General features: G+C 63.8%; 12 protein-coding genes. 2 read left to right on the top strand and 10 right to left on the bottom strand.

Annotated features, from left to right (window positions below; genetic code table 11):
• Positions 1-379 precede the first annotated feature (379 nt).
• The 6 genes from K408_RS39460 to K408_RS43005 form a co-directional block, all read right to left on the bottom strand.
• A complete protein-coding gene (locus K408_RS39460) occupies positions 380-844 on the bottom strand; it encodes a DUF433 domain-containing protein (protein ID WP_024343023.1) in 465 nt (154 codons plus the stop codon).
• Between the two features lie 156 nt (positions 845-1,000).
• Positions 1,001-2,566 carry an AAA family ATPase gene (locus tag K408_RS41535; RefSeq protein WP_024343022.1) on the bottom strand — a complete coding sequence of 522 codons (1,566 nt, stop codon included), beginning with the start codon at positions 2,564-2,566 and terminating at the stop codon, positions 1,001-1,003.
• The gene (locus K408_RS39450; protein WP_024343021.1) at positions 2,556-3,167 is read right to left on the bottom strand and encodes a hypothetical protein; all 612 of its coding nucleotides are present in this window, start codon (positions 3,165-3,167) and stop codon (positions 2,556-2,558) included. Before K408_RS39450 ends, K408_RS41535 begins: the two co-directional genes overlap by 11 nt.
• A 96-nt stretch (positions 3,168-3,263) precedes the next feature.
• A complete protein-coding gene (locus K408_RS0133970) occupies positions 3,264-4,100 on the bottom strand; it encodes a metallophosphoesterase (RefSeq protein ID WP_349509780.1) in 837 nt (278 codons plus the stop codon).
• Positions 4,090-4,275 carry a hypothetical protein gene (locus K408_RS0133965; protein ID WP_024343019.1) on the bottom strand — a complete coding sequence of 62 codons (186 nt, stop codon included), beginning with the start codon at positions 4,273-4,275 and terminating at the stop codon, positions 4,090-4,092. Before K408_RS0133965 ends, K408_RS0133970 begins: the two co-directional genes overlap by 11 nt.
• 152 nt (positions 4,276-4,427) lie before the next feature.
• Positions 4,428-5,318, bottom strand: a complete 891-nt coding sequence (locus K408_RS43005) for a hypothetical protein (RefSeq protein ID WP_024343018.1) — start codon at positions 5,316-5,318, stop codon at positions 4,428-4,430.
• A gap of 209 nt (positions 5,319-5,527) precedes the next feature.
• Here K408_RS43005 and K408_RS0133955 point away from each other — a divergent pair, with 209 nt between their 5' ends.
• Positions 5,528-5,728, top strand: coding sequence for a ribbon-helix-helix protein, CopG family (locus K408_RS0133955; RefSeq protein WP_024343017.1), 201 nt, complete (start codon positions 5,528-5,530; stop codon positions 5,726-5,728).
• A gap of 186 nt (positions 5,729-5,914) precedes the next feature.
• Here the strand turns inward: K408_RS0133955 and K408_RS0133945 are convergent, their stop codons facing one another.
• The 4 genes from K408_RS0133945 to K408_RS0133925 form a co-directional block, all read right to left on the bottom strand.
• Positions 5,915-6,562 carry a hypothetical protein gene (locus tag K408_RS0133945; RefSeq protein ID WP_024343016.1) on the bottom strand — a complete coding sequence of 216 codons (648 nt, stop codon included), beginning with the start codon at positions 6,560-6,562 and terminating at the stop codon, positions 5,915-5,917.
• A 10-nt stretch (positions 6,563-6,572) separates the two neighbouring features.
• Positions 6,573-7,505: a DUF4357 domain-containing protein gene (locus K408_RS0133940; protein WP_024343015.1), complete on the bottom strand. Its 933-nt coding sequence runs from the start codon at positions 7,503-7,505 to the stop codon at positions 6,573-6,575.
• Between the two features lie 648 nt (positions 7,506-8,153).
• Positions 8,154-10,457, bottom strand: a complete 2,304-nt coding sequence (locus tag K408_RS40520; RefSeq protein WP_024343014.1) for a MobA/MobL family protein — start codon at positions 10,455-10,457, stop codon at positions 8,154-8,156.
• Between the two features lie 220 nt (positions 10,458-10,677).
• Positions 10,678-11,358 carry a DUF3102 domain-containing protein gene (locus K408_RS0133925; RefSeq protein ID WP_196232440.1) on the bottom strand — a complete coding sequence of 227 codons (681 nt, stop codon included), beginning with the start codon at positions 11,356-11,358 and terminating at the stop codon, positions 10,678-10,680.
• Between the two features lie 905 nt (positions 11,359-12,263).
• Here K408_RS0133925 and K408_RS0133920 point away from each other — a divergent pair.
• Positions 12,264-12,512 (top strand): transposase (locus K408_RS0133920; protein WP_028146119.1); only part of this gene is annotated, 249 nt, incomplete at its 3' end.

The following is a 12,512-nucleotide window of genomic DNA, read 5'->3' as shown; positions in this document are numbered from 1 at the left end:
TTCGGTACGCCGCGGCCTCACAAGTCAATCAGCGCTGGCGGCGACTACCGAGTGGCCTCCGTGTATTTGGAGCGTTGCTCAAGCGACCGGTTGGAGACATCCGACCGGGATTTCAGAAACTCAGGGCAGTGCTGATTGTCACCGTCCCGGGGGTTTCGGCCCATGCGGGCGCTTTGGCTTCCGCCGACCGCCGTTGCGAAACGTGCCTTGAGATACGACCGACGGCTGAATATCGGGCGCAGGCAGGGCGGCGGAGTTTCTCGGCCCCCGTTAGCCCCGCATCGCGCAGGCACAATACGGTGCGATCGGAATTTTTCTGGTGAAGACAGATACTTGCGAGGGTCTCCCCGCCCTCAGTGACCGCATCCCCCTGAACCGATCATCCTTGCTCTACCCATGGCGCATTTCGCTCCAGCAGACGGCAGGCCTGCTGCAGGGCGGTTGTGATCTCGTCTCGTTCTAGCGACGGGTACTTCGCACGCACGAACTCGTCGATCGACGTGTCGGCCAGCAGGGCAAAGACGGGCCCCGGCGACACGCGCGTGCCCCGAAAGACCGGTTTGCCACCCATGATGCCGGAGTGCCGCACGATGACGGGCTCGTCCGCCGAGATGTTGCCGGCGACGGTATCAATGATAGCGATCCGGGCGAGCCACTCGAGGGGGGATTCGCCGGCCTTGCTCTGGCTGCCCCTGATGCGGCGCATCATTCCCGGCGAGACGAGATGAACCCCGCATCCAAGGATATCCGCCATCGCTGCCTTGGCGGCGAACATCTGGGCGGAGTTTCCGCGGAGGACGAGCAGCAATTCGCCATCGCACATCTCTGCATCCAGCAGTCTCATGACACTATCTCGCACAAATAACTTCCAAATGATCCTCAGCTTGCTGATGCCGGCCGTCGCAGCGCCCTCTGCGGACCATTGTTGATGGCGAAGGTCTGCGACGCGGGGGAGCAGTCCGCGGGCGCGTCGACGAGACAGATGTTGACGACGGTCATTTCAATTTCGCGCTGCCCGCTGATCGCGCTCGCGCAGGACCGCCTCCACCATCCGGCGCAGCCGCCGCATCGAGCCGCCGCGCCAACTCTGCCCGATCGCGGCGCGCTCGACGCCGTCCAGCGGCGGCACCCAGGCCGCATCGAGGCCACACTCCCGTGCGAGGTCATCCAGCACAGCCGGCAGCAGCGCGTCGAGGTCGTCGGCTGACGGTTTCGGGAACATCACGACGCGAAAGCGGTCGCGGATCGGCGAGGGCAACGGCTCGATGCTATTGGCAGTTGCGACGTAGGAGACCTGCGAGACGTCGAGGGTCGTCTGAAGTGCCGGATCAGGATAGCGGGCGCTGGTCTCAACTTCCAAGAAGCCGAGCAGGCAATCCCACAAGCGGCCGTAGTCCGACCGCGTGCCCGCCTTTTCCAGTTCGTCAATGAGCACCAGCGGGTTTCCAATTTTACCTCGCGCAATTGCGAGAAAGGGATGGCAGGGTTCGACCGAATACCAGCGCCGATCGGTGCCGCCAAACACCGCGCCATCGGAGCGCGAGGCGTCCTCCCGCCACACACTGACGCCGAGGATTTCGCCGAGCCGACGGGCGAATCTGCTTTTGCCGGCGCCGGGATCACCAACAAGCAACAGCGGCCGCAGGCGAACGGTCGCGCGGCCGACAAGGTCGGCCAGCGCGAAGTCGATCACGTTCAGTGCATAGGGAAACTCGAATGCAAGCGCGTTGCGGACCCTATGCAGCGGCGGCGCCTCGACCAGCGGCAGGGGCGTATTGATGACGTGCGCGAGTGGTTTGAGAATTTCCTTCAGCTTGGGATTCATCATCTCGCTCTTCTCGAGGTGAGCCACGATGACGTGGCCGGCGGGAATGGCTTCCGCGGTCGCCGCCGGCGTCACTTGCAAGGTGGCTGCCGTTTCCTGCTCTTCGGCCTCCCGTTTTTTCCGGTGCTCTTCCGCTAGCTTCCGCCGGACTGCCGCCTTCGCGGCAGTGACACGCTGCTCCGCAATGCGGCGGCCAAGATAGGCCGCATTCGTCGCCGCCGACGCCCTTCTGGACAGCATGCCGGTGCAGGCCGGCAGCGCTGCCCAGCCGAACGTGAATCCCTCGAGATCGCAGCAGAGCTCCTGCTCCACATGCCTGGCGCTCGCATAAAAAGCCTGGACTAGCGCCTTGCCGACACTTCGGTGCTCCTCGATATAGTTGGAACCATGCGGCGTCGGCAGCGACAGCAGCCGGACGCAGTCGGCCAGGCTGCGCAAGTTCGGCTGGTCCTGAGCGACCGCACGATGGTCGAGCTCGGCCGCCAACTCTAATGCGCTGTCAAGCGTGCGCGCGACCGCCCAAGCGACGGTGTGCGGCAATTGCGGGCACAGCTCATGGATCTCTGCTATCAGCCGCTCGATGACGTGCTGGCTACCATCGGTGACCAGCATGGCATAGCGCAGAAGGCGCGGTACTCCCTTCAGGCGCTCGTCACAGTCGGTGGAATCCGCCGCCGCGCCTGTCGAGACCGCGTTTTCCACGGCACCCGGAAGATCGGCTGTCTCCTCCTCAGAGCCCATGCGTGCCCGCTTGTACGCAGAGCCGGACGAGCGTGGTCGGGCTCAGCGGCTGGGAGAAGAGATCGAGGCAGACGAGATTGGCGCAGGCGAGCGCCATCACTGCTACCGCGGGCTCACCCTCTCCGTCCAAAGCCTTCAGGAGCTGGCCGAGCGCCATCGGCCCTTCCTCGAGCAGGACTTGCTGGATGCGCAGGCGCAAGCCCACCGGAACTGCCACGCCGCTATACGTCCAGACCAGGTTCGCATTGCTGCGCCGCGGCTCGCGGCTTAGCTCTTCAGCCGTCACTTCAAGCGGCTCGAGCTTGAGCTCATCCCATGCGATCAGCGCGAGGCCTCCCTCGTCGAGGTCGAGGACGCGTCGCGCCGGCACGATGTCGAGGCCATAACGACCATCCTCGCGCTGGAGGACGACGGCATCGAGCGCGACCTGCGCGGAGGCAACCTGGGCGCTGGCGACGTAATCGATGGAACGCACCTGCGGATCGAGGGACGCCTGAATCAGCGCATCCCGGACTGTCGGGTGTCGCACAGGGATCGCAGTGGTGGTCTTGGCCGAGATAAAAAAATCGTTCGGGGTCTGGGCGTCTGTCGTGTCACGCATACTCTTGCACCTTGTTTTACCGTCATGGAAAGGACGTAAGCACGTCCGCCTGCGTCCGGTGGTCTTCGATATCCGTCATGGCATCTCGCTGCCCCTTCAGATCTCGATAGTCAGTTTTGGATCGAAGCTCCGGTTGTCCCAGGCGCGCTGCTGCGGCGGCCAGGGTCCGTAGCCTTTTGCGTTCGAAACCACGCGCGTTGCGCCGATCACGGTGTCGTCGGACGCGTGGGTATGGCCGTAGATCCAGAGATCAGCGGGCTTCAGCGTGCCGCGTCCATCATTGGCGGCCGGGCGCATGAGAGCGGTCAGGTCGCTGCGATAGGCGGCGCTGAGGATCTCGTCCGGCCTCGGGGGATCGGACAGCGGCGAAGGCGCGCCGGGATGAGGGGCATGATGAGAGATCACGACCAGCCTGCCCGGACGGGGCCCGCGCATCTGCGATTCGAAGAATGCACGGGCTTGCTGATGCCGGATCAGCGCGTGGGGCGGTCGGAATCGTCTGGCATAGCCCCCGATCCGGATCTTCCGGAAATCGTTCATCCGCTCGCCCGCAAGAAACATGGCGCGATCCGCGTCGCCGAACAGATCGAAATCCGTCCACATTGTTGCGCCGGCGAAAGTGACATCACCGATCCGGACGTAGTCGTGCTGCAGCACATGAATGTTCGTGCCGGCTGCTGCCGCTCTCGCCTTCTCGACCGTCCGATCGATATCGGCGCCGTAGAATTCGTGGTTGCCGGGCACGTAGATCACTGGCCGATCAGGGACGCGTTCGTGCAGCCACCTCACGCCCCGCTCCATGCGGGGGATCAGATCGCCGGCGACCGCCAGGACGTCGAACCGCGGCCGCGCATCGGGAGCCGGCAGGTCCCAGCCTCGCGTCAGTTCCACATGTAGATCCGACACAACCCATAGACGCACGTCAGTCCTCATGCTCATTGTCGCCGTCATCGAGAGGCTCGGCATCGAGCAGCGCCGCCACGAGCTCTTCCGCCAGCTCATCGATGCCAGGCGCGAACACGATGTCCGCCGATCCGCAGAGCGGACATTCGTGGCGGTACGGCTGGTCATCGCACGCGCCCTCGCGCTCACACCGGAATCCAGCCATCCTATCGCTCCAATCTGCGCGCGGGCCGCGTGCCCTTCCGGGGCGCACGCGAAGCAAGGCCCCTGCGGTGGACGGATGTTCTCGCTCCGCCGATGGCTTGGCCTTTTGGCATTGCCCTGGGTGTGTTCGGAAAAGCATTGTGTTGAAAGACCTCAGCATGCTGCAGCGACCGATCCCTCCAGGCCGCAGATGTCACAGGTCCAGCTTGCGCGCTGGACGGCGAGGCTGATGGCGTCTTCGATCTTCGCGCGACTCTCGCCCGAGACCTCGCCCTCCCACTTGATCCAGAGCAGGCCCAGTTTGGTGCCGATGCGGACGAACTTGAAAGTTTCGTTATGCGCCAATGCGGCTTCAATTCTCCGGCAAAGCTGGTCGAGAACATCTCGCCACCCTGACCGGCAGGATGGATAACCGAACGACGCCTGAGGCTTGGCCTGCACGATCGCGAACAGCTTTGGATGAGCCTGCATGAGATCGACGCGCCAATCCGCGGTAACAGTTGTCTCAGGCCTCCTTGTTTCTCGAACTGCCGGGTCCTCGTCAGCGAAACGGTCAGCCAGGCGGTCGTAGCGTCGCGCCACTATCCGGTAGCCATCCGCCATCGAGACACGGACAAGGTGGACGTTCTCCCGGCCTGGCGGGGTCGGAATCAGCTCGCCTTGGACGTGGGCGGCGCAACGGATCATGTAGACACTGCCAACAAAGCAAAGCTGCCCCTCCGCGCCGCACGACTCGCAGGTGCAGGTGGAGCGTGCCTTGGCAAGCGCAATCGCTTCGTGCAGCCTGGCGGCGGTCTGCGGAGTGACGTCGCCGCGCCAGTAGACCCGCAGGCTGCCGGACTTCTTGTCGATCTGGATGATCCGGATCGTCTCGCCCGGCTGCAGCGCCGCTTGCATGCGCGCGCAGACACGCTCCAGCAGATCGCGCCAGCCGTCGGCGACGTCCGGCAAGGTCCGCGCAGGCGGCGGATCGCCGGCGGGATGAAATAAATCCGGGTAGGCCCGCACGAGTTCGCCCCGCCAATCCCTCTCGTCACGCGCCATCACAATCCCTCGCTACCACCGCTGTGACCGAGAACGAACCATAAACAGCGATACATGTCAACGTTCATCTATATACCTAGTGAGATAGGATATGCCCATATCCAGCAAGTTACCTATGGTTATTTGACCGAGCACGGCCTACATTCGGCCCGGCTTCAAGGATTCGCCTACCGGCGAATCCTTGCCCCCTCATCACCCACGGAGAGCCCATGGCCGAGCAAGGAAAACCCGCAAAAGCAGGCAAGACGGCGGTCCCGCAGCCAAGACGCAACTTCTTCGCAACCCTGGACGCCGAGCTGATCAAATCGATCAAGCGCGTCGCTCTCGAGGACGACACCAGTGCCTCGGAGATCCTTGAGGAGGCTGCGAGAGACTGGCTCGAACGGCGGAAGAAGTCGCCAAAGCGCTAGGCTTGCTGGTGGGTCGGCAGCGAGGGCGCGATCGGCTCGGGCGGCTTGGAGCGCACCCTCGCAACGAGTTCGATCGCCTCGGGCGTCCTTTGCGCAGCATGGATCCGCGCCAGGCTCCGCATGTTTCCGCGCGGCGGGTCCGACGGGCAGGCGTGGTGGTTTTGAGGACGAGAGACGACGGAAAGCTCATGCGCGGCCTTCCCTGCCCGGGCGCAGGGCATCGAAGGCCCGCAGCGTCTTCAGCAAGGCTGTCTCGGCCGGACTGAAGCCGCCGCAGCGGGCCGAGCGGCCGAAGCGAAACGCCAACCAGGAGCCGCACAGCTGATCTGCTTTTTGGGCATCGTGCTCGGCGCGATCGATCACGTGAGCGAGCACGAGCGCGCACCTGGGCTCCCCCTCGAGCGCGAGGGACAATAAGGCAGTCATCGCAATGTCGGTCTTGATCCCGCCCAAGCGCGTGATCGGCATCAATGAGCGCGCCAGCGCGATGGCCGCTTCGGCATCCCCTTGCAGCGCCGGCTCGACCTCGGCGCCTTCGATCAGCCTTGTGACCTCCTCGAGGGTGGACCGGACCGCGAGGTACTCCGCCGCCCGAAAAGCGTCCGCCGGCATCGACCGCCACCAGCGCAGCGGCGAGATCTCGACGAGCGCACGGACGATCGGCGATGAGACATCGAGCATCCGGCCATCGTGATCCGCACCCGGATGCGTCGCCGCCCCTCCAGCCGGCGCGGTGCTCTCGATCGGCGCGCCGCCTTCGCCAAGACGGCCGCGGAGACGGGCCTCGCCATCTTGCCGGGGCTCGTGCCCCGGCATTGCCGTGGAATTGGACATCCGGCCGCTCCTACTCCGCGCGCGCGATCGGCCCGGGAGTGCGCGGGCGCACCCACTTGGTGCTGGCCACATGCGCTCCCGCGACGAACTTGGCTGCGACCGCGGCAGAAAAGAAGCGCCAGTCGACCTGGAAGCGCAGGCGATCCTTGATGCCGGCGATCGGTACCACGACGCCCATGGCGAGGAGATCCGCGCGGAGCTTTTTGATGTTCTGCCTGAGGCTTGGGGTCTCGATGTTGCGCACCTCCGATCCGGCCCGGACCACGAACCCTTCGCGATCGTGGTGCCCGCGCGCCCAGATGCAGCAATAATCGAATTCAAGCTCGCCTTCGGCTGGCGGCGCCATCGGCAAGCCGGTCTCGACGACCGCATTCACAGCCTGATTGTCATCGAACTCGGCCTCCGCCGGCAGCTGCCTCACAAGGTTGGCGTTGAAGATCCGGCAGCCGGCATCGAACAGCAGGCGGCGGCCATCGGCCACTAGCCGCTCCAGGGCTGCGGCGTGTTCTCCCGGGCAAGGAAGACCCCGCGGCTCAACGGTGTTGGCCAGGGTGACCAGACCTGCCTCTTTGGCGAGTTCGTTCAAACGATGCGCGAGGCGGAGTCGCGCCGACCATGGCAGTACGTGCGGCTCCTGTGCGTGGAGCAGGTAGGCCTCCGCGCCAAAGATGTTGGAGGCAGCCGCGGCATGCTCGGCGACGCACCTGACCGCGCGGTTGCTCTCCCCGATATAGGCTTCGTCTCGCCCGGCAATGACGTAGCACGCGGACCACAGCTCGCAGGTCGCCGCCAGGCTCCTGGCCATCGACAGCGGAAACGCCGTGACCGCGAGCCGGCCGGCCGGATCGTGGATCTGGCGATAATCCTCGACGCCACCGAACGGGCGATAGATCGTGTGGGTGCAAGGCTGCACCATCGGGATGGTCTCGTTGGGAAATTTCATGGATCGATCTCTCTGTCCTCTGAGAGATCGCGAGGTCGACATCGGACTGGCTGACGCGCCACGCGACGCCCTGCCAGACGTCGCAGGGCGTGGGCCGTCATTGCAGCTTGCCTGGCATGATCCGCAGAGATCGAGGACGCCAGGATTGGCGTCCTCGATGCGCGGAATTGCCAGCGCAGGCCACGGACCGCGACCGATTCATGCGACGCCGTCGCGACGCATGACGTCGCGCCTCGCGATCCGTGCCTAGTCGATAGAGGGGGTGATGCTGGGCAGGACCGTGCCGTCCACCGTGGGCCCGCCCCCGGGCACCAAAGCGCAACCGCCGGTCACATCGGACCGGACACGGAGCATCGGAGAGGACGGAAGAAGGATCGCCGAATCGGCGATATAGTGGCGCTTAGCCATGACTGACTCCTCGTAAGTCGGTTGTGGTCAGGCCGCTCGTCGGTGTTGGTAGCACCGGCGGCGGCCGCCTCGCAGGGATCCGCGAGGGTAAGCTCAATATGCGGTCTGTTCTCGGAATATTCCAGCTGGCACGCCAACTGATGGTTAATGACCGGCAGGCAACAGCATTTTGAGAAAGGCCGGTGTTCTGCCTGCCGAGCATGAGCTGATGCACGAGCACAAGACCGCAGTGGCCGAGCGTCAAAAACGCGGCGCTTGGTAGTCGGGCTCCTCCGTCTCGACCGCCTCATCATTGAGGCCGGGAATTTCGGCAGGCCACTGCGGGATCGGCTGGGGAGGCCTCGTCGGCTGCTGAAGCTTCGCGTTCCTCGGCGAAGCGGCGCCCTCACGCCGAAGCCCGGGCGATTGCCCCGTCTTCCGACGCAGGAATTCGTCGAGCTCCTCGTGAATTTGCCGCTGCCGCTTGAAACCGACCTCAAGCGCAAGCGCATCGCGCCCCGACCTGATTGGATCGGGTTTGACCTTCCAGGAATCGGCCTGCAACGGCATTTCGAGGCCTCCGAGGGGTTCGGACGATGAACCGGCGGTTCGCCTCGCATCGGCACCAGCGGCCTCGTGTAGGCTGTCGTTGCCCGACGTCGCGATGGCCGCAACCGTTGAAGCCAGGCCGGCGACCTCGCTCGGGCGGAGCGGAGCGGTGCTCAGAGCCCTCGGGCCTGCCGGCGATCGAGAAGGGCTGTTCGATGCCACACCCAGTCGAGGCAATCGGGAGGCTTCTCTGCGATGTCCGGACGCTCGTGCGATCGTTTCGGATGAGGAAGCAGTGGCTCGCCTCACGTCCCCGCCGGTGGCCACGCGCCGGCTGCCATTCCCTGGGCTCGCAATGGGCGCGACCGCTGAAGCGAGCGCGCCGACCTCGCTCGCCACGATTGGAGCGGTGCTCGGTACCCTCAGGTCTGCCGGCGATCGAGGAGGGTTGGAGGGCCCGCCCACTCTGGACGGCCGGCGAGCCTCACTGCGATCTCCAGACGTTGGAGCGATCGCCTCGGACGAGAAAGCAGCGGCTCGCCTCACATCATCCCACCCGACGGTTACGTGTTTCTCGTTCTCCGACGTTGCGGTCGGCACAGCGACGATGGATGCCGGCTCAGCGACATTGCTCCACCGGGCTGGTGCGGTGTTCGGCACCACCGGCTTTGCCGGCATTTGAAGATCGCAGCCCACATCCACCTGCAGGGCAGCATCGAGCGCTTCAGCCACTTGCGGGGCAGCCTGGTTCGCCTCGAACTTCGCGTAGAACCCTGCGGCGATCCCGAGCAGATCGTGGCGCGCAATGTCGTCCTTCATCTCGCTGTAGAACGCCCGCGCAATGAGATCCCGGGCAGGGCCGCGGGGGGCGCGATTGACCATAAAGACGTGTTCCTTTGCGGCCTCGATTGCCACCAGGTCAGCAAGGCGTGCACCTCCCTTCACGACCAAGGCTGGCCAGTTGAGTTCGCGAGCGAACCTCGCAACGATAGCAGCATCCTCCGACCTGCCCGTTGCCGCGATCCTAAATTTGCCGCCCGCGAAAGTGACAGACGTCCCATGGAGCGCCAGCGCTTTGGAGTCCGATCGCGCATAAACCTCGTAACCCGCCTTCTGCGCCGCATCCGCGAACTTTTCCCTAAGTTCGCCCGACCGCTTTTTGGGGACAGAATACATGGCGGCGTTTGTCACGATCACGCTCCCCTCCTCCGGCTCTGGATCTTGCTTCGTCGCCTCGCCCTTCTTCTTCAGCTCTCGGCCCTTCGCCAGCTGTTCGATCGCCTCGACCTTCCTGCCCTCATTGCTGGCGCGAAACATCCACCGCGGCCGCCGCTTCTCCGGACTTCCCTCTCCCTTCGCCTTATTCCGGCGCGGGTCGACGTAGGCGTCAATGCCCAGAATCGCGCAGCCAAGCGTAAGCCTCCCCCCGATCAGGGCCCGCACGTACCTGCCGTCGTCGTACAGGAACAGCCGGCTCCATTCGATGCGCTCCTTCGGACCGAAGCCGTGTGGCTTCAACACGCGTTGCGAGAGCCAGCTGTGAGCGTGCGGGTTCGGCTCACCGTCGCTTGCCTCCACGCATTCGACATCCAGCCGCACCGCCATCCCCCGCTCGACAAAGGGCAGCAGCGCGAACGCCGCAAGCGGCAGTAGCAACATACGGTCCACCCCGCGGGGAAGAGCGAAATCAAGAACTCTGCCCTCCTGAGCGTCCTTCCGCTTTTCAGTCGACATGGCCGCGCTGCGAAAACGCTCCCAATTGGCAAACTCTGCGGGCGCTCCTATCGGCAGCAGCACGCCGCCTCCGACGTGAAAAGGGGCATAGCGGCGGTAGTCGACATGTCTGAAGCAATCGGTCGCGACGGAGCAGGTCTGATAGGCGAACCGCGCCGCTGCAGTATGACGGTTCTTGCGCTTGAGAGGTTCGGAGTGGATGGAGCAATGCGACATGATGACCTCGAACGTGTAATGGACGTCGTCAACATCGCATGAGCTCTTGCAAGCCAGAAATTGCATTCATTGCACGCTGAGGACCGTTCTGTTCATCGGTCGTGCGCAATCCATGCCATAACCATAGCAACCCGTCTCTCTGCGGATGCGCTACAAACAGATTGGAGCGGCTCGCCGGAGCTGGACAGATCTCCGCGCGATCATGGCCGACGGAGCAAAGCTCGCGCGCCCGAAGGCATACACATAAGGTCACAGCCGAAGACGCCCGGCTCAACCCGTCGTGACCTCAAGCTGCATCACCAGGTGAGCTAGACGCGCCGATTTGGGCCGCCGGTAACCGGCGGGTCAATGGCATGCGCACACGCACACTGTTCTGACGCAGGTCTTTCGCGATGCGCTCCCGAAAGCTCTTCATGAAGTGCCTATCATGTGCCCCGGGGCTAGCCCCGAGAAATTTCTGCAGTGCCATCTTCGTGGAGATGCCGATCTCGTTCGCAAGCATGTTGGACATCGCCGTAGCCCCCTCGGACACCAGCTGGTCAGGGTTGCCCTCCTTGCCCTTTGCCCGCCGAATGCATTCCTTCACGAACTCGACCGTCAGCCGTTCGCCACGGCGGGCACGCGTCAGGATGTCGACACAGGTCGCCTCGTCAACCGATGGCGCGGCGAGATCCAACGCAGCGCTGAGCGGCACGAGATACACATCCTCTCCATAACGGTCGAACAGATCCGGCAGATTCATGTAGAGCTGGGCGGTGCGCGGCTCGAAGCCCGCTTCCAGGCGGCACCACTTCAGGAACACCCGGCCAGGGAGGCCGGCCTTCGCCTCGCTCAGGGACCTACCTATTTCCACGGCCGTCCGCGTCAGCAGTCTCACACCCAGGCGGATCACGCCGGCAAGCTTGCGCAGTTCCTCTGCCCTGTCCGGCGCAACTTGATCGTAATTGAACTGCTCCGCGCCCCTCACGATGGGTACTCCTGTTGACATGTCTCGTTGCAAACCTTGCATTAATAATGAGAGCACATTTCAGAATTTGTCAACAATATCAAAATGATGGCAGCTTGCGACAGCCTCAGCAGAGCGCATCCCTGCGCCGAATGCGAAAAATATTCGCATTCGCTGCAAGCCCTAGTCGACGCGGGGAAACCCCAAGCCTGGTGCGCCGCCTCCATCATGGTAGCGATCCAGCTGTGGTGCGCCCTGCGCGACAGACACCGACAACATGTCCGAGCACGGTCGCCACACCTGTTGATGGTCGCCCATACGGGCGCGACGCACGAGTTCAGCAATCGAATCCATCACCACTGCGTGACACGCCAGCCAAAGGCGTCGCCAGCGCCGCTGGCACGGCAATTCCGTCTCGCCGGGACGGCCATCCAGCATTCCCGAGAGAGTTTTCAACACGCGCAAGATTCCATTGTACGCTTTTGAATCGAAAGGTCGAATTTTGATCGCACCGTATAATGCCGGCATTATACCCGCATTATGCCGGCACGATCGGCACCGCGGGGACACCCCGCGCGACCTACTGGTTTTCAATCCGCATCTGGCGCCCAGGCAAGCTGGCTTGGCACGCTTCCGTGGCGTGCCTCGTCGCCCCTTCCTCAACCACGGCTCGGCGAAATCGAGCAACACTGAAACCTTCCCGAATTACAGAGAAAGAGCCAGTTCGAGAACGTCGCTAGCAGGGGCCAGCTGCCGGCGCAGACCATGTGTCGTCCGTCTCGACAGATGCACGCAGCAATTGGCTTTCAAACGATCGATGCCAGGCGGCAGGTTAGACCTCTCTAGCGTCTGGCGTGGGCATCGTGACCTGCCCCTGAGTATTTCCTCCAGATGGAGTTAGAGTCCGGCCTGAAAAGGACGGACAGATGAAGCGAGCAAGGTTCACGGAAGAGCAGATTATCGCCGTGTTGAAGGAGCATGAGGCCGGGGCGAAGACGGCCGACCTGGCTCGCAAGCACGGGATTTCCGAGGCGACGATCTACAACTGGAAGGCCAAATTCGGCGGCATGGATGTCTCCGAGGCCAGGCGGTTGAAAGCGCTCGAGGAGGAGAACGCGAAGCTGAAGAAGCTGTTGGCCGAGCAGATGCTCGATGCGGCCGCGCTACGCGAGCTT

Source organism: Bradyrhizobium sp. in8p8 (assembly GCF_000426845.1).
GTDB lineage: Bacteria > Pseudomonadota > Alphaproteobacteria > Rhizobiales > Xanthobacteraceae > Bradyrhizobium > Bradyrhizobium japonicum_C.
This window is presented reverse-complemented; position numbering and strand designations above follow the sequence as displayed.

Coding starts and splice junctions, on each gene's coding strand:
- K408_RS39460 (WP_024343023.1), bottom strand. CDS start 844: ATGAGACTGCTGGATGCAGAGATGTGCGATGGCGAATTGCTGCTCGTC.
- K408_RS41535 (WP_024343022.1), bottom strand. CDS start 2,566: ATGGGCTCTGAGGAGGAGACAGCCGATCTTCCGGGTGCCGTGGAAAAC.
- K408_RS39450 (WP_024343021.1), bottom strand. CDS start 3,167: ATGCGTGACACGACAGACGCCCAGACCCCGAACGATTTTTTTATCTCG.
- K408_RS0133970 (WP_349509780.1), bottom strand. CDS start 4,100: ATGAGGACTGACGTGCGTCTATGGGTTGTGTCGGATCTACATGTGGAA.
- K408_RS0133965 (WP_024343019.1), bottom strand. CDS start 4,275: ATGGCTGGATTCCGGTGTGAGCGCGAGGGCGCGTGCGATGACCAGCCG.
- K408_RS43005 (WP_024343018.1), bottom strand. CDS start 5,318: ATGGCGCGTGACGAGAGGGATTGGCGGGGCGAACTCGTGCGGGCCTAC.
- K408_RS0133955 (WP_024343017.1), top strand. CDS start 5,528: ATGGCCGAGCAAGGAAAACCCGCAAAAGCAGGCAAGACGGCGGTCCCG.
- K408_RS0133945 (WP_024343016.1), bottom strand. CDS start 6,562: ATGTCCAATTCCACGGCAATGCCGGGGCACGAGCCCCGGCAAGATGGC.
- K408_RS0133940 (WP_024343015.1), bottom strand. CDS start 7,505: ATGAAATTTCCCAACGAGACCATCCCGATGGTGCAGCCTTGCACCCAC.
- K408_RS40520 (WP_024343014.1), bottom strand. CDS start 10,457: ATGCAATTTCTGGCTTGCAAGAGCTCATGCGATGTTGACGACGTCCAT.